At 70.5% G+C, this 20,449-nt stretch carries 12 protein-coding genes and 1 pseudogene; 10 read left to right on the plus strand and 3 right to left on the minus strand.

Translation table 11 applies throughout. The annotated features are described in order from the left end of the window. Window positions 1–74 precede the first annotated feature (74 nt). From ACGGCP_RS12920 to ACGGCP_RS12965, 10 genes are all read left to right on the plus strand, one after another. Window positions 75–1,094, plus strand: coding sequence for a LacI family DNA-binding transcriptional regulator (locus tag ACGGCP_RS12920; RefSeq protein WP_392965197.1), 1,020 nt, complete (start codon window positions 75–77; stop codon window positions 1,092–1,094). Next, the gene (locus tag ACGGCP_RS12925) at window positions 1,091–2,695 is read left to right on the plus strand and encodes a sugar ABC transporter ATP-binding protein (protein ID WP_392965200.1); all 1,605 of its coding nucleotides are present in this window, start codon (window positions 1,091–1,093) and stop codon (window positions 2,693–2,695) included. Before ACGGCP_RS12920 ends, ACGGCP_RS12925 begins: the two co-directional genes overlap by 4 nt. A 103-nt stretch (window positions 2,696–2,798) precedes the next feature. Beyond that, window positions 2,799–3,785 (plus strand): ABC transporter substrate-binding protein, encoded by a 987-nt coding sequence (locus ACGGCP_RS12930; protein WP_392965202.1) that lies wholly within the window; start codon window positions 2,799–2,801, stop codon window positions 3,783–3,785. A 107-nt stretch (window positions 3,786–3,892) separates the two neighbouring features. Then, a complete protein-coding gene (locus tag ACGGCP_RS12935; RefSeq protein WP_392965205.1) occupies window positions 3,893–5,458 on the plus strand; it encodes a sugar ABC transporter ATP-binding protein in 1,566 nt (521 codons plus the stop codon). After that, window positions 5,455–6,522, plus strand: a complete 1,068-nt coding sequence (locus ACGGCP_RS12940; RefSeq protein WP_392965207.1) for an ABC transporter permease — start codon at window positions 5,455–5,457, stop codon at window positions 6,520–6,522. The genes ACGGCP_RS12935 and ACGGCP_RS12940 overlap by 4 nt, the downstream gene beginning before the upstream one ends. After that, entirely contained in the window at window positions 6,519–7,553 is a 1,035-nt protein-coding gene (locus ACGGCP_RS12945) for an ABC transporter permease (protein WP_392965210.1), read from the plus strand. Before ACGGCP_RS12940 ends, ACGGCP_RS12945 begins: the two co-directional genes overlap by 4 nt. Before the next feature lie 105 nt (window positions 7,554–7,658). Next, window positions 7,659–10,544, plus strand: a complete 2,886-nt coding sequence (locus ACGGCP_RS12950) for an immunoglobulin-like domain-containing protein (protein WP_392965213.1) — start codon at window positions 7,659–7,661, stop codon at window positions 10,542–10,544. A 119-nt stretch (window positions 10,545–10,663) separates the two neighbouring features. Then, window positions 10,664–15,004, plus strand: a complete 4,341-nt coding sequence (locus ACGGCP_RS12955) for a family 43 glycosylhydrolase (protein WP_392965216.1) — start codon at window positions 10,664–10,666, stop codon at window positions 15,002–15,004. A gap of 147 nt (window positions 15,005–15,151) precedes the next feature. Next, window positions 15,152–15,757 carry a hypothetical protein gene (locus ACGGCP_RS12960; RefSeq protein ID WP_392965219.1) on the plus strand — a complete coding sequence of 202 codons (606 nt, stop codon included), beginning with the start codon at window positions 15,152–15,154 and terminating at the stop codon, window positions 15,755–15,757. A gap of 67 nt (window positions 15,758–15,824) precedes the next feature. Further along, a complete protein-coding gene (locus ACGGCP_RS12965; RefSeq protein ID WP_392965221.1) occupies window positions 15,825–16,880 on the plus strand; it encodes a WxL protein peptidoglycan domain-containing protein in 1,056 nt (351 codons plus the stop codon). A 39-nt stretch (window positions 16,881–16,919) separates the two neighbouring features. Here ACGGCP_RS12965 and ACGGCP_RS12970 read toward each other — a convergent pair whose 3' ends face one another. From ACGGCP_RS12970 to ACGGCP_RS12980, 3 genes and pseudogenes are all read right to left on the minus strand, one after another. Beyond that, entirely contained in the window at window positions 16,920–18,257 is a 1,338-nt protein-coding gene (locus tag ACGGCP_RS12970) for a NosD domain-containing protein (protein ID WP_392966297.1), read from the minus strand. A 321-nt stretch (window positions 18,258–18,578) separates the two neighbouring features. Then, a pseudogene (locus ACGGCP_RS12975) lies at window positions 18,579–19,217 on the minus strand (glycosyl hydrolase family 32); the annotation flags it as partial. A gap of 4 nt (window positions 19,218–19,221) precedes the next feature. Beyond that, window positions 19,222–20,277: a LacI family DNA-binding transcriptional regulator gene (locus tag ACGGCP_RS12980; RefSeq protein WP_392965224.1), complete on the minus strand. Its 1,056-nt coding sequence runs from the start codon at window positions 20,275–20,277 to the stop codon at window positions 19,222–19,224. Between the last annotated feature and the right edge of the window lie 172 nt (window positions 20,278–20,449).

The following is a 20,449-nucleotide window of genomic DNA, read 5'->3' on the forward strand; positions in this document are numbered from 1 at the left end:
GCAGCACCCCGCGCGGCTCCCGCAGCTCGTGAAGAGGACGGACCCGATGGAGACGAACCTTCTGGAGGACGCGCGTGGCGAACACCAGCGCTGACAAGCCGAACATCCGGCAGGTCGCGCGTCTCGCCGGGGTCTCCCACATGACCGTGTCGCGCGTGCTCAACGAGTACCCGCACATCAAGGAGGCGACCAGGCGCCGCGTCCTGGAGGTCATCGAGGAGCTCGACTACCGCCCCAACATGGCCGCGCGGGCGCTCGCGACCCAGAAGAGCCAGCGCATCGGCGTCATCGTCGAGAGCGCCGTCGAGTTCGGTCCGACCAGCACCCTCCGCGCGCTCGAGTCGACCGCCCGCGGAGCCGGGTACGCTGTGAGCTCCATCTCGCTCGAAGACGGCGACAGGATCTCGCCGCAGGAGGCGGTCGACAACCTCACGACGCAGGGGGTCGACGCGCTCTGCGTCGTGGCCCCGCGCTCGTCGTCGATCGCCGCCCTCCGCAAGATCTCGATCAACGTCCCCGTCCTGGTCGTCAAGCCCGACAAGGACCCGACGTTCCTCACCGTCTCGCTGGACCAGAAGGAAGGGACGACGCTAGCCGTGGACCACCTCGTCGCCCTCGGGCACCGCGACATCCTCCACCTCGCGGGCCCCCTCGACTGGCTCGACGCGCGCGCCCGCGAGCGCGCCTTCCACGCGCGCGCGAAGTCGTGGGGCGTGCGGGAGCGCCCGATCGTCGTGGGCGACTGGAGCGCCGACTTCGCGTACGACTTCGCGAAGGGCATCCGGGAGCTGCCCGACTACACGGCGGTCTTCGTCGCCAACGACGACATGGCGGTGGGGCTCGTCCACGGCCTGCACGAGCGCGGCTTCTCGGTGCCGGGCGACCTCAGCATCGTGGGTTTCGACGACGTGCCGCTGGCCGCGCACGTGCTGCCGCCGCTCACGACCGTGCGGCAGAACTTCCGCGCGCTGGGCGTCTCGATCGTCGAGCTGCTCCGCGCGGCCATCGAGGAGCGCGAGATCCCGCGCGTGACGAGGATTCCCGCCGAGCTGCTGGTCCGGTCGTCGACCGCCGCCCCGCGGGGGGCGTCATGACCGCGCTTCGGCCGGTGGTGGCGATGTCGGGCATCACCGTGGAGTTCTCCGGGGTGCGGGTGCTCGACGACGTGGACCTGGCGCTGTACCCGGGCGAGGTGCACGCGCTCATGGGGGAGAACGGCGCGGGGAAGTCGACGCTCATCGGGGCGCTGACCGGGACCGTGCCGATCCTCTCCGGCGAGGTGCGCATCGAAGGCGAGGAGCGCAGGCCTGAGGGCGTGGCGCGCAGCCGGGCCGAGGGCATCGCGACGGTGTTCCAGGAGACGCATCTGAGCCCGAAGCTGTCGGTCGCCGAGAACGTGATGATCGGCAACGAGGTGCGCGGGACGTTCGGCATCGACTGGAAGGCGAACCGCGCGCGGGCCGCCGAGGTGCTCGCCCGGCTGGGGCTCGACGACCTCGACCCGCGCAGCCCGCTGTCGGCGCTGTCCCCGGCGGTGAAGCAGCTGGTGGCGGTCGCGCGGGCGCTCGTGCTCGAGCCGCGCGTGCTCATCCTGGACGAGCCGACGTCGAGCCTGGACGCGGCCGAGGTGCACACGCTCCTGCGGGTCGTGCGCGGCCTGCGCGACCGGGGGGTCGCGATCCTGTTCGTCTCGCACTTCATCGAGCAGGTCTTCGACGTGGCCGACCGGCTGACGGTGCTGCGGGGCGGGCGCTTCGTGGGGGAGTACCCGGCCGACGAGCTGGACCGCGCCGAGCTCATCTCGAAGATGATCGGCGAGGACATCGAGGCGCTCAGGGCGCTGCGCTCGGAGCGGCTCGCGCACCACTACGCGGCTTCGGGCGAGCCGACGCTGCGGGCGGCGGCGCTGGGGCGGCGCGGCACGCTCGACCCGACGGACATCGAGCTCTCGCGCGGCGAGGTCGTGGGCTTCGCGGGGCTGAACGGCTCGGGCCGGACCGAGCTCGCCCGCCTCATGGGCGGCGCCGAGCGGGCCGACAGCGGCGAGATCTGGATGGACGGCGACCGCGTGCAGCTGAACAGCCCGGGGGCGGCGCTGCACCGGCGCATCGCGCTGTCGACCGAGAACCTCCGCGAGGAGGGGATCATCAGCGGGCTCACCGCCAGGGAGAACATCGTGCTCGCGCTGCAGGCGATGCGCGGGTGGTCGCGCCCGCTCTCGCGCGGCGAGCAGGGCGCGCTCATCGAGACGTACCTGGACGCGCTCCATTTGTCCGCTAAGGACATCGACCGCCCGATCGAGGAGCTCTCGGGCGGTACGCAGCAGAAGATCCTGCTCGCGCGGTTGCTGGCGACGCGGCCGCACGTGCTCATCCTCGACGAGCCGACGCGCGGCATCGACATCGGCGCGAAGCTCGACATCCAGCGGCGCGTGGCACGGCTGGCGGGGGAGGGCGTCGCCGTCGTGTTCATCTCCTCGCAGCTCGAGGAGGTCGTGCGGCTGAGCGACCGGATCGTGGTGCTCAAGGACCGCGAGAAGATCGGCGAGCTCAGCAACGGTCCGGGCGTCACCGTCGACACGATCGTGGAGATGATCGCGGCGGATCTGGACGGGGACCCCGAGGAGTTATTCGGTCACGATTGTGACACGGCCATTGCCTCCATGAAATTGTTCACGCTAAATTGTTCCCGGTAACAAGAATTCGGCGGCGCGCCCCGCGCCACCGCGACCGGCAGCGGACCACCGCGGTCCCGGTCAGTCGGACTTCCCTGCGTCCGGCCTCTCAAGGAGGAGAACCATGTCTGCAAAGCACCGCCTCGCCCAGGCGATCGGGATGACGGCCGTCGGCACCCTCGCGCTCGGCCTCGCCGCCTGCGGCGGCGGCGACTCGGGCGGCGACGACGACGTGACGACGATCGGCTTCGTCGCTGTCGGCCCCGAAGGCGCCTGGCGCGAAGCGAACGAGACCAACATCCAGGACACCTTCACCGAGGAAGCGGGCTACGAGCTCAAGTACGCCCCCGCGACCAACCTCGACCAGAAGTCGCAGATCGACGCGTTCACGTCGTTCGTCGACGAAGGCGTCGACGTCATCCTGCTCTCGGCCACCGAGGCCACCGGCTGGGAGGACTCGCTCAAGCGCGCGCAGGAGGCGGAGATCCCCGTGATCCTCCTCGACCGCGGCATCGAGCCGAACGACACCGACCTCTTCGTCACGCGGATCGCGCCCGACAACATCGAGGTCTCCACCGCCGTCGCCGACTGGGCCGTCTCGGCCTTCCCGGACGGCGCGAACTACTTCGTGCTCGAGGGCCCCGCGGGCGTCTCGGTCGTGAACGAGCGCAACGAGGGCTTCGACGCCGTCGCCGCCGCGCAGCCGAGCCTGGTCAAGGTCGGCGCGCAGACCGCGAACTGGTCCACCGAAGAGGCCAAGGGCGTCGTCGAGACCGTCCTGAAGTCCAACAACAACGACGTCCAGTTCATCTTCGCCCAGAACGACGAGATGGGCCTGGGCGCCGTGCAGGCCGTCCAGGAGGCCGGCCTGACCCCCGGCGTCGACGTCAAGATCGCCACGATCGACGGCACCAAGAACGCCCTCACCGCCCTCGCGGCCGGCGAGCTGAGCTTCGTCGCCGAGTACAACCCGCTGTTCGGTGAGACCGCCCTTGAGGTCGTCGAGAAGGTCCTCGCCGGCGACGAGGTCGAGTCCAGCATCGTCGTGCCCAGCGCGACTTTCGACTCGCCCGAGGCGGCCGAGACGGCCCTGCCCGACCGCAAGTTCTAACCGGAGCGGCACGGCAGCATCTCCCGGCGCGGGGCCCCACCAGGGCCCCGCGCCCCTCAGACCACCCCCCGCGGCATCGCCGCGGCGACAGATTTGTGGAGCACGCGATGTCAGAATCGCAACCGATCGTCGAGATGGCCGGCATCTCGATCTCGTTCCCCGGCGTGAAGGCGCTCGACGAGGTGGGGCTCCGGCTCTTCCCCGGCGAGGTGCACACCCTCATGGGCGAGAACGGGGCCGGGAAGTCGACGCTCATCAAGGCGCTCACCGGCGTCTACCGGATCGACGAGGGCGAGATCCGGATCGCGGGCGAGCCGCGGCGGCTCGGCGGCACGGCCGACGCGCAGCACGCGGGCATCTCGACCGTGTACCAAGAGGTCAACCTCTGCGCCAACCTCACCATCGGCGAGAACGTCATGCTCGGCCACGAGATCCGAGGCATCTCGGGCATCAACTGGCGGGCGACGCACCGCGCGGCGGGCAAGACCCTCGCGAAGCTCGGGCTCGGCCACCTCAACCCGAAGCAGTCGCTCTCGACCCTGCCCCTGGCGATCCAGCAGCTCGTCGCGATCAGCCGCTCCATGGTCGCCCAGTGCAAGGTCCTCATCCTCGACGAGCCGACCTCCAGCCTCGACGCCAACGAGGTCGAGCAGCTCTTCACCGTCATCCGGAGCCTGCGGGACCAGGGCGTCGCGATCCTCTTCGTCTCGCACTTCCTCGACCAGGTCTACGCGATCAGCGACCGCCTCACCGTGCTGCGCAACGGCCGGTCCGAAGGCGAGTACCGCACCCACGAACTCGACCGGGCCCAGCTCATCGCCAAGATGATCGGCAAGGACATCGCGACGCTGGGAGCCCTCGACGCGAAGGACGCCCGCCGCGTCCGCTCGGACGACGCGCCGCTCTACGCCGCGAAGGGCATCGGCCGCAAGGGCGCCATCGACGCCACGGACATCGAGCTCCACCGCGGCGAGGTCGTCGGCCTCGCAGGGCTCCTCGGCTCCGGCCGCACCGAGCTCGCGCGCCTCGTCTACGGCGCCGACCGCCCCGACACGGGCGAGGTGACCCTCGACGGCGAGAAGACGGAGATCACGACGCCCGCGAAGGCGCTCGCCCGGCGCATCGCCTTCTCGAGCGAGAACCGCCGGGACGAGGGCATCATCCGCGACCTCAGCATCCGCGAGAACCTCGTCCTGGCCGTCCAGGCCCGCCGCGGCTGGGCGCGGCCTCTGCCGCGCCGCGAGCAGGACGCCATCGTCGCGAAGTACATGGCGGCGCTGGGCGTGCGCCCCGCCGACCCCGAGCGGCCCATCCGCCTGCTCTCGGGCGGCAACCAGCAGAAGGTCCTCCTCGGCCGCTGGCTCGCGACCGAGCCCGACCTGCTCATCCTCGACGAGCCGACGCGCGGCATCGACGTCGGCGCGAAGGCCGAGATCCAGGAGTACGTCGCGGGGCTGGCCGACGAGGGCCTCTCGGTCCTCTTCATCTCCTCCGAGATCGAGGAGGTCGTGCGCCAGAGCGACCGCATCATCGTCCTCAAGGACCACCGCAAGATCGCCGAACTCCAGGGCGGACCGGGCGTGTCCGCCGAATCCATCGTCACCGTGATCGCCGAGGACGGCCTCGGCGACCCGAGCGCGGACACAGCGGTCCGCGAGGAGGCATCCGCATGAGCGCGAACGCGCACGGCCCGTCCGAGGCGCTCAAGGCCCTCGTCCGGCGTCAGTACTTCTGGGGCATCGTGGCCATCGCGCTGCTGCTCGTCGTCAACCTGATCAAGGACCCCGGCTACCTGGCCGTCTCCATCGGGCCCTCCGGCAACCTCGCCGGGAACGTCATCGACATCCTCCGCGCCGCCGCGCCGATCATCCTCATCGCCGTCGGCATGTGCCTGGTCGTCGCCACCGGCGGCATCGACCTCTCGGTCGGGTCCGTCATGGCCGTCGCCGGGGCCGTGTCGATGGAGTTCCTCAAGGACGCCCCGGACACCGTGGGCTCCGGCCTCGCCGCGATCGGCCTTGTCGTCGTCGTCAGCGCCGCCCTCGGCGCGGTCAACGGCGTGCTCGTCTCCGTGGTGGGGCTCCAGCCCTTCATCAGCACGCTCGTCATCATGCTCGCGGGCCGCGGCCTCGCCAAGGTCATCACCGGCGGGCAGAACACCACGGCCGTGAACGAGACGTTCCGGTGGACCGCGAACGGCTACGTCCTCGGCCTGCCCGTCGTGTTCCTCCTCGCCCTGCTCCTGGCCCTCGCGATGGGACTCCTGGTGCGGCGCAGCGCGCTCGGCCTCATGCTCGAGGCGATCGGCATGGACGCCAAGGCCGCCCGCCTCGCGGGCGTCAACCGCCGCGCGCTCCTGTTCACCGTCTACATCCTCGGCGGCGTCCTCGCGGGGCTCGCCGGGGTGTTCGCGACTGCGAGTGTCATGACCGTCGACGTCTCCCGCACCGGCTACCAGCTTGAACTCGACGCGATCCTCGCCGTCGTCATCGGCGGCACGTCGCTCGCGGGCGGCAAGTTCAACATCACCGGAGCCGTCGTCGGCGCGATCCTCATCGCGACCCTCGACAAGACCGTCGTGTTCCTCGGCGTCTCGTCCTCGGCGACGCCCGCCTTCAAGGCCGTCGTCATCGTCGTGCTCTGCCTCCTGCAGTCGGAGCGGGTGCGCCGCATGTTCCGTCAGCGCCGCGCAGCGGGCCCCGCCCGCCCGGCCGAGCGAGAGGTCGTCGCCGCATGAGCACGCTCACCCGCAACCCCGCGACCGAGCCCACCGGCGTCCGCGCCCTCGCGAAGCGCCTGTCGCTCCACTTGGACACGCTGCCCACCGCGGCGGCCGTCGTCATCTTCATCGGCATGATCATCTACGGCGAGGCCGCGTACGGGCGGATCGTGCAGTTCAACACCCTGTCGAACCTGCTCATCAACAACGCCCACCTCGTCATCCTCGCCGTGGGCCTCACGTTCGTGATCCTCACCGGCGGCATCGACCTCTCGGTCGGCGCGGTCATTGCCTTCAGCAGCGTCGCGGGCGTCATGCTCGTCAACGCGGGCTGGAACCCGTGGCTCGCGATGGTCCTCATGGTCCTCATCGGCACCGCGTTCGGCACGATCTCCGGCATCCTCGTGCAGTACTTCCACGTGCAGCCGTTCATCGCGACCCTCGCGATGATGTTCCTCGGCCGCGGCCTCGCGTCGATCCTCAGCACCGTGCCCGAACGCCTCGACGACGAGTCGCCGCTGCGCTCCCTCGGCACCCAGATCGAGATCTACGACGGGCCGAAGGTCGACGACATCGTCATCACGCCCGGCGTGATCATCGCGGCCGTCGTGGTCGCGGCGGCGTTCTTCATCCTCCACCGCACCCGCACCGGCCGCACGGTCTACGCCATCGGCGGCTCCGAGCAGTCCGCGGCCCTCATGGGCCTGCCCGTCGCGGCCACGAAGATGTGGGTCTACATCATCAGCGGCACCCTCTCCGGCCTGGCCGCGGTCGTCTACACCGCCCGCCTCGGCAGCGCCCAGAACATCACCGGCATCGGCTGGGAGCTCGACGCGATCGCCGCCACCGTCATCGGCGGCACCCTGCTCACCGGCGGCGCGGGCTTCGTGCTCGGCTCGGTCGTCGGCGCACTCGTCCTGGGGCTCATGAACGTCCTCATCACCCGCGACGGCGGCATCCCGCCCGAGGCCACCACCATCATCACGGGAGGCATCCTCCTCGTGTTCGTCCTGCTCCAGCGCGCCGTCCTCGCACGACGCCGCGAGTAGCCGCACCCGCCGACGCCTCACCGACCCGGCTCCGGTGAGGTGTCGGCACCAAACCCAGCTTCCCCCAACGCAGTCCCGCCCATCTCAACGACGAGAGGCAGCTCCTTGAAGACCCGTCTTGCCGCCATCGGCGTCACCGCCGCACTGACCTTGGGCCTCGCCGTCACCGCGGCCCCCGCGCACGCTATCGACGCGGCGCCGCTCCTCCACTACTCCTTCGACGCGGCCCCCGCAGACGGCGTCACTATCACCGACGAGACCGGCAACGGCAACGACGGCGCGCTGCGCCAGTCGGGCGCGGCCTTCGACAACGGCGTGCTCTCGCTCCCCGGCGGCTCCTCGACGAGCGCCGCCGCGTACGTCGAGATCCCGACGGCCGACCTGGTCGGACGCACGGACGTCACCGTGTCCGCCTGGGTGTCCGACCGCTCCGGCCCGGGCAACGTCGCCGCCGCCTTCATCGGCGCGCCCGTCGCCTCCGGGGCCTCCTTCTCCAGCGGGTACTGGCTCCTCAACCCCGCGAACCCGAGCGGCTACGTCAAGTCCGTCGTCACGAACACGACGAACGCCGCCGCCCCGTGGGGCACCGAGATCGGCGCGGGCGCGACCGGAACGCCGACCGCCGGGGTCAGGACGCCCGACGGCATGGCGCTCTACACCACCGTCATCGACGGCACCAACGGGAAGCTCACCCTCTACGTCAACGGCGCCAAGGCCGCCGAGCACACGATCGCCCGGAACCTCTCCAGCTTCGGCGCGAGCCTCGTAGCCTACCTCGGCCGCTCCACCTACAAGGACGCGTTCTTCGCGGGCGACTTCGACGACCTCGCCGTCTACGGCTCGGCCCTCAGCGCCGCCGACGCGCAGTCGCTCTACGCCGAAGGGGCGCTCGACCGCGCCGTCGCCTCGGTCTCCCTCCCGACCACAGTGGACGCCGACTTCGCGCTCCCGACCACGGCCTACGGCGCGGCCATCACCTGGACCTCGGACGGCGACGCCATCACCATCGACGACGGCACCGCGAACGTCACCCGGCCCGCGCCCGGAACCGGCGACGCCACCGTCACCCTGACCGCATCCTTCACGGCCGCAGGCGAAACACGCACCAAGGCGTACACCGTGATCGTCCCCGAAGACCTCACCGACACCGAGAAGGCCGACGCCGACCTCGCCGCGATCACCATCGCGACCGCCGACGACGTGCGCACCAACGTCGCCGTCCCGACTTCCGGCGCGAACGGCGCGGCGATCGCATGGACCTTCCCCGCAGGAGCCCCCCTCACCCTGCGCGAGGGCACCGCCGACGGCACGCAGACACTCGTCGTCGACCGCCCCGCCGCAGGCCAAGACCCGGTGCACGTCACCGTCACCGCGACGGCCCGCATCGGCGACGCCATCCGCACCCGCGACATCGCGCTGACCCTCCAGCCCCTGCCCGCAGCGGGCGCCGAGGAAGAGGCCTACGTCTGGGCGTTCTTCACCGGCGAAGGCGACGGCGCCGAGCAGGTCAGCCTCGCGGCCTCGCGCGGCAACGACGCCCTCAGCTGGAACACCCTCAACGACGGCCAGCCGCTCTTCACCTCCACCCAAGGCACCCAAGGCCTCCGCGACCCCTTCATCATCCGCTCCGCCGAAGGCGACCGCTTCTACATGCTCGCAACCGACCTCAAGGTCGCCGGACTCGCGGGCGGCTTCGACACCGCCCAGCGCAGCGGCTCCCTCTACATCGAAGTGTGGGAGTCCAACGACCTCGTCAACTGGTCCGAGCAGCGCCACGTCAAGGTCTCCAGCGACTACGCGGGCAACACCTGGGCCCCCGAGGCGTACTGGGACGAGGAGCTGGACACGTACGTCGTCTACTGGGCCTCGAACCTCTACGACACCACCGACGCCTCCGACCGCACCGCCGTCACCTACAACCGGATGATGTACGCGACGACCGACGACTTCGTCCACTTCTCCGAAGCGAAGCCCTGGGTCGACGTCAAGCGCGGCACCGGCAGAGGCACCATCGACGCCACCATCGCCCAGGTCGGCGACACCTACTACCGGTTCATCAAGGACGAAGGCTCGATGACCATCCGCCAGGAGCGCTCCGACGACCTCCTCGCGACCGTCACCGGAACCCTCCCCGGCACCACCGGCGCGGCCGACGAATGGACCCTCGTCAAGGACCAGGTCGCCACCGGCCTCCCCAACGGCGAACCCGGCGGCACCTTCACCCAAGGCGAAGGCCCGAGCGTCTTCCCCGCCAACGAAGGCGACGTCAACGGCTACGAGTGGTACCTCTTCATCGACCAGCCCTCCTACCACGCCGGACCGAACTACTACATCCCATTCGCCACCGACGACATCGCCGACGGCAACGCCTGGGAGCCGGTCGGATCCACCCTGCGCGAGAACCTGCCGGAGAACGCCGACGGCGGCAAGCCCCGCCACGGCACCGTCATCCCGGTGACCCGCGCCGAGTACGAGACCGTGCTCCAGGCCTTCGCACCCGACCTCGCGGTGACCGCTGCCGCCGACATCGCCGTCACCACGAAGGCCGGAACCGCTCCGGTCCTGCCCGGCGCGCACCTCACCAAAGCCGACGGCTCCGAACAGGACGTGGCCGTGGCGTGGGACGCGATCGACCCGGCGCAGTACGCGCAGCCCGGCACCTTCACCGTCACCGGTGTCGCGCAAGACGACTCGCGCGCACCTGTCACGGCGAGCGTCACCGTGACCGCGCCGCTGACCGTGGTCGCCTCCGTCCGGTGCGTCGCGGGCAAGGCGTCCCTCGTCGTCCGGACCACTAACACCGGCACCGCCGCATTGGACATCGCGCTGGCGTCCGCCTACGGGGACAAGGGCATCACCGGTCTCGCGCCCGGTGCGAGCGCGTCCGTCGTGTTCATCACCCGCCAGGCCGCCATCCCCGCCGGAACGGTCACCGCGACCGCAGACGGCGCGACCCTCGAAGCCGCCTACCCCGCCGCCAGCTGCGGCTGACCCTCCGGACCGGCCTCTGCGGCAGGGGCCGGTCCGCTCCTCTTGTTTCCTGAGGATCACTCCCGTTAATATCTGATACCGGTAACAATGCTGTTGCCAAGTCCCTCGAAGGAGAGCGCATGGACGCGCCATCCCGAGCGAGCCGCTTCACGCTTCGCTTCCTCGCCGCCGCAACGGCATCCGCATTCGCGGTCGCGGGCGTCAGCCCGGCGCAGGCCGCGGCCGAGGACCATCTCGTGGCGCACTACGCGCTCGACGAGACGACCGGCACGGTCGCCGCCGACAGCTCGGGCAACGGCCGGGACGCCCAGATCGTCGGCGGCGCGACGCCCACCGGCGGCGAGGGCGTCCGCCTCGACGGCGCCGACGACCACATCAAGCTGCCGAACAACCTGCTGGCCGGGCTCACCTCGATCACGGTGAGCACCGAAGTGCTCGTGCGCGCCGAGCAGGGCACGCCCTACTTCATCTACGGCCTCGGCAACCCCGCGTCCTCCAGCTCCGGCACCGGCTACCTGTTCTCGACAGGCAACGCCTACCGCACCGCCATCACGACGGGCAACTGGTCGGGCGAGCAGAACACCACCAGCGGCGCGAACCTCGCACGCGGCGTGTGGAAGACGATCACCTACACGCTCGACGACGCGAGCAACACCGCCACGGTCTACCTCGACGGCGTCCAGGTCGCGCAGAACACCGGCGTCACGGTCACGCCCGCGCAGATCGGCGGCGGCACGACCACGGCGAACTACATCGGCCGCTCGAACTACGCCTCCGACAGGTACCTCGCCGGAAGCGTCCGCGACTTCCGCGTCTACGACACGGCGCTCACCGCCGCCGAGGTCGCGGCGCTCCAGCCCTCCGACCAGGTGAAGGCGCAGCGCGACGCCGCCGCGATCGCCCTCGGCGACCTCTCGAACGTGACGACCGACCTCACGCTGCCGACCGCGGCGCCCAACGGCTCCCAGATCACCTGGGCCACCAGCGACGCCGCCGTCATCTCGAACACCGGGCGCGTGACGCGGCCCGCGAGCGGCACGGCCCAGGTCACGCTCACCGCCACGGCCGCAAAGGGTTCCGCGACGGCGACGCGCGAGTTCACCGCCACCGTGCCCGCGACCGGGGCGGCCGACTTCCAGGCCGACCTCGACGCGATCACGATCCCGAACGCGGACGACATCCGCGGCAACATCGCGCTTCCCGAGGCCGGTCCGGTGCACGGCAACGCGATCACGTGGACCTCGTCGTCCGAGGGCGTCGTCTCGACGCAGGCCAGCGGCGCGGTCGCGCCCGGTGCCGTCACGCGCGGCACGTCCGACCAGCACGTGGTCCTGACTGCGACCGCAGGCGGCCTCACCCGCGAATTCGCGCTCACCGTGCGCGCCGCCCACGAGCAGGAGGAGTACGAGGGCTACGCGTTCGCGTACTTCACCGGCAACAGCGTCGCGGGCGAGAACATCCACTTCGCCGCGAGCGAAGGCAACAACGCCCTGAAATGGAACGAGCTGAACGGCGGGCTCCCCGTCCTGTCCTCGCAGTACGGCGAGCAGGGCCTGCGCGACCCCTTCATCGTCCGCTCGCCTGAGGGCGACACGTTCTACCTCATCGCGACCGACCTCTCGATCGGTTCGGGCACCACCTGGGACGCCTCGCAGCGCCAGGGCAGCCGGTACCTCGAGGTGTGGGAGTCGCACGACCTCGTGAACTGGTCGGCGCAGCGGCACGTGCTCGTCTCGCCCGAGACTGCAGGCAACACGTGGGCGCCCGAGGCGTACTACGACGCCGAGCTCGGCGCGTACGTCGTGTTCTGGGCGTCGAAGCTGTACGAGGCGAGCGACACCGCCCACGCGGGCAGCACGTACAACCGCATGATGTACGCGACGACGCGCGACTTCGTCACCTTCAGCGAGCCGCAGATCTGGCAGGACGGCATGTCCCGCATCGACTCCACGGTCACCCTGCACGACGGCACGTACTACCGCTTCACCAAGGACGAGGGCGCCGGGACGACCGGATGCTCCGACATCATCCAGGAGTCCTCGGCCTCCCTGCGCGCTCCGCTCCCGGAGTGGACCATGATCGACTCCTGCATCGGCCGCGACGCCGGCACGAGCGCGGTCGAAGGCCCCTCGATCTTCCAGTCCAACCCCGGCGACGTGAACGGCGGCGGCAGGCACTACCTCTTCGTCGACGAGTACGGCGGGCGCGGCTACATCCCGCTCACCACCGACGACATCGCAAGCGGCGGATGGACTGTCGCCTCCGACTACGACCTCCCCGCGAGTCCGCGCCACGGCACGGTCATCCCGGTGACGGCCGCCGAACTGGCCGGCCTCTACGAGGGCCGCGCGCCGATCGCATCCAATGAGGACGGAGAGGTCGTGCGCTACGACTTCGCCGACGGCGCGGGCACGACCCTCACCGACGTCTCCGGCAACGGACGGGACGCGACGATCAACGGCGCGACCTGGTCCGACGGCGCGCTCCAGTTCGACGGCACCGACGACTACGTCGACCTGCCCGACGACCTCATGGCGGGCCTGACCGACATCACGGTCGACGCCGACGTGTGGGTCGACACCGCGCAGTCCGGCAGCTACTTCATCTGGGGCCTCGGCAACACCGACGCCGCGGGCGCCGGGCGCGGGTACCTCTTCACCACCGGCAACGGCTCGTACCGCACGAGCATCACGACGAGCTCGTACACCGCGGAGCAGACGGCGAGCTCGGGTTCGGCGCTCCCCAGAGGACGCTGGGCGCACCTCACCTACACGCTCCAGGGCGAGACGGCCCGCCTGTACCTCGACGGCGTGCTCGTCGCGACCAAGACCGGCGTCACGGTCGACCCCGGCGACATCTCCGGTGGCGAGACCTGGGCGAACTACCTCGGCCGCTCGCTCTACGAGCAGGACGCCCGCTTCAAGGGCAAGTTCCGGTCGTTCGCGGTCTACGACCGCGCGCTGAGCTCCGCCGAGGTCCTCGACAAGGCCGGCGCGACCGGGGCGGTCACCGACGTGTCGCTCGCGAACCCCGCCGCGCTCGCGACGGCGCCGCTCGTCGACGCCGAGGCGCGCACGGTCGTCCTCCCGGTCGTCCCGGGAACCGACGTCACGGTGCTCGCGCCGACGTTCACCACCGCCACGGGCGCGACGGCATCGCCCGCGTCGGGCACCACAGTGGACCTGTCCGCGCCCGTCCAGTACGCGGTCACCGCAGGCGGATCGACCACGACCTGGACCTTCTCGGCCCAGGTCGTGAACAGCCCCGTCCTGCCAGGGCTCTACGCCGACCCGAACATCGCCGTGTTCGGCGACACCTACTACATCTATGCGACCACCGACGGCTACCCCGGCTGGGGCGGCAAGGACTTCTACGTGTGGTCCTCGAAGGACCTGGTCGACTGGACGCGCTCCGACGAGCCGATCCTGACCCTGGACGGCGCGAACGGCGACGTCCCCTGGGCGAGCGGCAACGCGTGGGCGCCGACCATCATCGAGCGGGACGGGAAGTACTACTTCTACTTCAGCGGCCACAACACGGCCTTGAACCGCAAGACCATCGGCGTCGCGGTCGCCGACAGCCCCGAAGGGCCGTTCACGGCGCAGCCGACGGCGATGATCCTCAACAACGAATCGGTCACGTCGGGCCAGGCGATCGACCCCGCCGCGTTCCACGACCCGGTCTCGGGCAAGTACTACATCGCCTGGGGCAACGGCAGTCCCACGAGCGGCCCGGTCATCGCGGAGCTGAACGACGACATGGTGTCGGTCAAAGCGGGCACCTACAAGCGGATCTCGGGCCTGACCGACTTCCGCGAGGGCGTCTTCCTCAACTACCGCGAAGGCGTCTACCACCTGACCTACTCCATCGACGACACCGGCTCGGAGAACTACCGCGTCGGGTACGCGACGGCGACGAGCATCGACGGGCCGTGGACCTACCGCGGCGTGATCCTCCAGAAGGACACGTCGCTCGGCATCAAGGGGACGGGCCACAGCTCGATCGTCAACGTGCCCGGCACGGACGACTGGTACATCGCGTACCACCGCTTCGCGCTCTCGGGCGGCGACGGCACCCACCGCGAGACGACGATCGACAAGCTCGAGATCGGGCAGGACGGCCTGTTCCAGCCCGTCGTCCCGACACTGTCGAGCGTCGGACCGCAGCCCGTGCCCTCACCGGGACCGGCGTTCACGGTGGCGACCGGCTCGCGTTGCGTGGCAGGCAAGGTCGTCCTGACGGTGTCGGTCCAGAACCAGAGCGACGGACCGGTGTCCCTCGTCGTGTCGACCCCCTACGGCGACAAGACGATCAACTCGCTGGCCGCGGGCGGCACGTCGACCAGCGGGTTCACCACCAGGGTGGCGCAGGTCGCGGCGGGCTCGGTGAGCGTGACCGCGACGGCGGCGGGCGCCGCCGGAGTGCGGGAAGCGGCCTTCGCGGCCGTGAACTGCGGCTGAGACGCGGAGGGCGGCGGCCCAGGGCCGCCGCCCGCCCCGCCGGCCCCGAGGCCGACAGGGCATCCGGACGACGCGGCGTCGTCCGGTCAGGAGGGCGACGGTCGCCTCCGAAAAGGATCCAAGAGAGGTCTCGATATGAATCGTGGCATGGTGAAGCGGGTGTCGCTCGCCGCGTTCGGCGGCGCGATGCTGGCGGGCGTGGCGGCTGCGGCCTGGGCAGAGGAGCAGGTCGGCACCGGCTCTGATGTGGACGTGAACGTGACGATCGAGGACATCGACCCGGGTGTCCTGGCGATGAGCGTCGCGGGCACCACGACGACGCTGTCCGAGAACGGCTCGACGGAGACGGTCCGCCAGTTCACGGGCGAGCTGCCGACGGTCACGGTGACCGACACGCGGACCGCCGACGAGATCCCGGACGGCGCGTTCTGGTGGGTCGAGGGCACGGCTTCGAGCTTCACGGGCGACGCGGGCCAGGAGCCGATCGGCTCGGAGAACCTGGGCTGGTCGCCGTCGCTCGTGGACGACGGCTCCGGCGTCGTCGCCGTGGGCCCGGACGTCGCTCCGGCGCTGGACGCCGACGAGGCCCCGAACAACGTCGGCCTCCAGGGCCGCGAACTGCTGGCGATGGCGCTCACGAGCGAAGAGGCGATCGGGTCGTGGGAAGCGAACGCGACCCTGACGCTGCAGGTCCCGGCGGACGTCGAGCCCGGCACGTACACCTCGAACATCACGCTGTCGCTGTTCGAATAGGACCGATCGGGCGGGTGCCGGCCCTTCGCGGCACCCGCCCGCCAGTGAACGATCTCGGGAAAGGCCGATGATGCTTCCCTCAACTCCCGCACGGGCGGTGCGCGTCCTGTGCGCCGTCGCCGCCGCGTTCCTCGTCGTCTCCGGACCCGCGCTTCCCGCCGCCGCGCAGTCGGCCGAGGACACGGGCACGGTGACGTGGTCGGTGCGCCCGGCGGACGAGGCGGGGGAGGACGGCCGGGCCTGGGTCGAACAGGAACTCGACCCGGGCGAGACCGCGACCGAGCACATGGCGGTCCGCAACCTGTCCGGCGAGGAGGTGACGTTCCGCCTCTCCGCCGCCGACGGCTACTTCCAGGAGAACGGCCGCTTCAGCATGCTGCCCTCCGACCAGGAGTCCGTCGACTCGGGGCTGTGGATCGCGGTGCAGGAGGAGGTGACCGTGGGCCCGGACGAGACCGTGATCGTGCCGTTCACGACCACGGTGCCCGAGAACGCGACCCCGGGCGACCACGCGGCGGGGATCGCCGCCTCGGTCCTCTCCGAGCAGGTCGGGGAGGACGGCGCCACGGTCGGTGTGGAGTCCCGCGTGGGGTTCCGCGTGATGACCCGCGTGACCGGCGAACTGGCGCCCGCGGCCTCGGTCGAGGCGGTTTCGTCCACTTTCGACCTGTCGTGGAATCCCCTCTCGCCGGGAGCCGCGCAGGTGACGTTCGAGGTCGTGAACACCGGCAATGCCCGTCTCCTCGTGACCGGGGCCGTGGCGGTCGGCGGCCGGGAAGTCGCCTTCCCGGGCCCGGACGAGATCGACCAGGAACTGCTGCCGGGGGACCGGCGGACGTTCACCGTGACGGTGGACGACGTGTGGCCCTTGGTGTTCGTGCCCGGCTCCGTCACCGTGACGCCGACAGTCGTCGGCGAAGGCGAAGGCACCGCGATCGAGCCCGTGACCGCAGACGCCGGGTTCTGGGCCGTCCCGTGGCCGCAACTGCTCACCCTGGCCGGGATCGCGCTCCTGGTCGTGTCGAGCCTGCGGGGTCGCCGCAAAGCCCGGACACGCCTGGAAGGCAAGCTCGAAGAGGCCCGCGAAGAGGGCCGCCGCGAGGCGCTCAAAGAGGACGCCTGACCGCCTCGCGGGCGTGATCGGCTCGCCGGAGCCGCCGCGTTACGCCTGAACAGGACTGCCAGGGGTGGCCCGGAGCGTGTTCGCTGCGGCATCCAAGCTGACCTGTTGCTCGGTCCCCGAATCGAGGACCGTGTTCCGCTTCGACTCCGGGTCGACCTTGACCGTGGTGACCGGGAGGCGCTTGGCAGTGTCGGTCGCGAGGAGCGCATCCACTTGGGACTCGTAGGCGGAGTCGCTCGTCTCGCCGCGGACGTCCTTCGCCACGACGTGGTTGGTGGCGACGTAGTTCGCCTCACCTGCCTTCAGGCGGATGATGACGGGCTTTTCTCCTGCCGGGCGGATCCTGTCGGCGTCGACGATCGCGGAGAAGTGGTTCCCGATGACGGAGTTGTCACTGCCGCTGATGGCGAGCAGCCCGAAGTCGTCGTCGAGTCCGTTGTCGACGCCGAAGAAGGGGGCCCAGGGTTCGTGGTCGCGCAGGAAGTGGTTCGAACCGACGAGGTTCTCCGAGCTCGCCTCCAGGACGACCATCCCGGGGTAGAAGGAGTGCAGCCGGTTGTTGGTGACGCTCGACCTCGTGACCCCCTTGAGGCGGACGCTGCTCGCTCCGCGGGGGAAGACGTTGTTCGCGGTGACCAGCAGTCCGCCGTGGTGCTCGGCGTAGATCGAGTGGCCCTTGAAACCGGCCCCGATCAGGTTGTCGGTGATCTTGGAGGCCTGGCCCCAGCCGCGCAGTTCGATGCAGCTGCCGCATTCGGCGATGAAGTTGTCGTGGATCGAGAGCGCGTCTGCATTGTGGACGGTGAGCGCGTGTTCGAGGTAGACGAAGCCCATGCCGTTGAAGCGGAACGAGTCGTTGGCGTCCGCGACGTAGACGCCGGTCCTGCCGTTGACGTAGGTGTTCTCCGGGTGGAGCGCCGACCCGTCCGAGTCGAAGTGCAGCCCGTCGATGCAGAAGTCCGCGAACTCGACCGAGCTGATCCGGGGGTTCCCGCCGCGCGCGACGTAGAACGCCGCGCCCGCCGACTCCTCTTCTCCTGCAGGCAGGTCGACGAGGACGCGGCTGCCTCCGGGCCACAGCTCGTGCAGGTCCGGCCACTCGTCCTCGGGGACGTTGAAGCGGATGCTCGACGACGTGAACCCGTGCCCGGCGCCCTCGATCCGCAGGAAGCTGATATCGATCAGCACCTGCGTGCGCAGACGGTAGTCCCCGGGAGGCAGGTAGATCACGGCGCCGGGCTTGCCGCCGTCGTGCTCGTCCGTGGCCTTCTGGCGGCTCTTGATGTCGGCGATGATGCTGTTGATGACCTCGCCGACGTCCTCGGCCGCGTCGCCGACGGGCCACTGCGTGACGTCGTAGTAGTTGGAGGACGGCATGGCGGTTCCCCTTTCCCGGTTCCCGTCGATTTCGAGTCGGCCGTCGACCCACCGCACCGGCTGCGGGTCGGTGATCTCGCCGATCCAGTTCCCGTGCTCGTCCTCGTTGCGGAACGCCAGGAAGCACCACTGCCCCTTGCGGTCCTGCACCAGCCGGCCGACGTAGAGGCGCTCGTCGGTGATGCGGTACGCCTCCTCCAGCGCGAACGGGCCCGTCATGGAGCCGATCGGGAAGGCCCACACCCCGCCGACCGGGTCGCCGTCCCGGCGGCCTTGCGCCAGTTCGGAACCCAGGCACGAGAACAGCCCGACCGGGGTGCCGTCGACGACGGCGGTCTGGACCACTTCGATGTGACCGAACCCGGCGCCCGGCTCGGACAGCGGGGGCCGGACGGTCCAGTCGACCAGGTCCGGTGAGGTCGCGTGCCCGATCACGCCCCGGTCGTCGGCCGCTCCGTGGTTCGCGCGGGCGGTGGTCAGCATGTGCCAGCCGTCCCGGTCGCGGAACACCCACGGGTCGCGCCACGCCTGGTCCGGCCACTGCCGTGTCGCGGCCGTCTCGTACCAGCGGGCGTCCGGTTCGAGCACTTGCCGGTCGGGCTCGCGCCGCCAGGTGAACAGGTCTGGGGAGACGACCGAGCTGATCCGCTGCTCGAGCCCGCCTTCGGCGCGGCTGACCGCCGTGTAGAACATCCGCCACATACCGTCGTCGCCGCGGACGACCGACCCCGTCCAGGTCGCGAGGTCGTCGAACGCGGGGGAGTCGTCGGGGACGACCGCGTCGGCGTGCTCGGTCCAGTTCGTCAGGTCGGTGGAGGTCGCGTGGCCGATCGTCGCCCTCCAGTGCCGCCGGTCGGGATCGAGCAACGCCCGGGGCGCTTTCAGGAAGAACAGGTGGTAGCGGTCGCCGTCGTCGGCGAACCAGAAGTCCCACACCCAGGATGCGGCGAGTCGAAGCATGCTGTCAGGCCTTTCGTGGCTCTCGGGGCGCGGCCACCGAACCGCGGACGATCAACGGGCAGGGGAGGCGGGTCGGGCCGTCAGGGGCGGCCGTGTCCTCGGCGTCCCCGCTGAGCAGGTGCACGAGCTTCTCGACGGCCCACTCGCCCATCTCGTAGTGCGGCAGCGCGACCGTGGTGAGTCCGGGGAACAGGTTCGCGGCGATGAGCTCCTGGTTGTCGAAGCCCACAATGGACAAATCATTCGGGATGTCGAGGCTCAGCTCGGCCGCGGCCCGGTAGGCGCCCATCGCCATCCGGTCGTTGTAGCAGAACAGGGCGGTCGGCCGGTCGGGCCTGTCGAGCGCCTCCCGCGCGAGCGCGTACCCGGGCAGAGTCTCCGAGGGCGCCTGGAGGACCAGGCTCCCGTCGACAGGGATGCCGTGCTGGTGCAGCACCCGCTTGAAGCCGACAAGGCGCTCATGCGTGGCCGGCACGTCGTCGTCGTTGTTGAGGAAGCCGATGCGCCGGTGACCGGCCTCCACGAGGTGCGTGACGGCGGCGACCGCGCCTCCCACCTCGTCGGGGACCACCGCCGGGACGACGCCGTCCCGGTCGGTCGAGTCGATGAGCACAGCGGGCACGCCGCGCAGGTTCGCCGGGACGGACACCTGGCGGTGGTACATCGTCGCGTACAGGATCGCCTCGACCTGCCGGTCGATCAGCGTCCTGACGTCGTCCTCGTGCGAGACGCCGTTCGACTCGCGCTCCGCGTTCACGATGACCAGCGTCAGGTCGTGGGCTCGGGCCGCGTCCTGCGCGCCGAGGATGATCCGGCCCGCGTGCGGGGTCGTCGCGATCTCCTCGCTCAGCAGCCCGATCAGCCCGGACCGGTTGGTGCGCAACGTGCGCGCCGCCCGGTTGGGCCCGTAGCCGAGCTGGGCCGCCGCCTCGCGCACACGCGCCCGCGTCTCCGCGGAGACCCGCGTCTGCGGCGTGTCGTTGAGGACGTGGGACACCGTGGTGATGGACACGCCCGCCAACCGGGCCACGTCTCGGATGCCGACACCGTTCACGGCCACTGTGGTCTCCTGCTCTCTCGCATCGGATCGCGTCCGTTCATCTTCGTTCCTCCGTGGACACCCCGGTGTTCAGGCCGGGGAGGAAACGGACTCCTGCGGAACAGGTCAGGGACCGGCGAAGACGTCGCCGCCTGCCCACACCGGAGCCCAACTTGCAAAACTGGTACGTATC

It is taken from the genome of Glycomyces sp. NPDC048151 (assembly GCF_043202775.1).
Classification (GTDB): Bacteria; Actinomycetota; Actinomycetes; order Mycobacteriales; family Micromonosporaceae; genus Glycomyces.

What these genes read in the sequence shown, in the direction of transcription:
- ACGGCP_RS12925 (WP_392965200.1), top strand. Translation starts at nt 1,091, where the DNA reads ATGACCGCGCTTCGGCCGGTGGTGGCGATGTCGGGCATCACCGTGGAG.
- ACGGCP_RS12930 (WP_392965202.1), top strand. Translation starts at nt 2,799, where the DNA reads ATGTCTGCAAAGCACCGCCTCGCCCAGGCGATCGGGATGACGGCCGTC.
- ACGGCP_RS12935 (WP_392965205.1), top strand. Translation starts at nt 3,893, where the DNA reads ATGTCAGAATCGCAACCGATCGTCGAGATGGCCGGCATCTCGATCTCG.
- ACGGCP_RS12940 (WP_392965207.1), top strand. Translation starts at nt 5,455, where the DNA reads ATGAGCGCGAACGCGCACGGCCCGTCCGAGGCGCTCAAGGCCCTCGTC.
- ACGGCP_RS12945 (WP_392965210.1), top strand. Translation starts at nt 6,519, where the DNA reads ATGAGCACGCTCACCCGCAACCCCGCGACCGAGCCCACCGGCGTCCGC.
- ACGGCP_RS12955 (WP_392965216.1), top strand. Translation starts at nt 10,664, where the DNA reads ATGGACGCGCCATCCCGAGCGAGCCGCTTCACGCTTCGCTTCCTCGCC.
- ACGGCP_RS12960 (WP_392965219.1), top strand. Translation starts at nt 15,152, where the DNA reads ATGGTGAAGCGGGTGTCGCTCGCCGCGTTCGGCGGCGCGATGCTGGCG.
- ACGGCP_RS12965 (WP_392965221.1), top strand. Translation starts at nt 15,825, where the DNA reads ATGATGCTTCCCTCAACTCCCGCACGGGCGGTGCGCGTCCTGTGCGCC.
- ACGGCP_RS12970 (WP_392966297.1), bottom strand. Translation starts at nt 18,257, where the DNA reads ATGCCGTCCTCCAACTACTACGACGTCACGCAGTGGCCCGTCGGCGAC.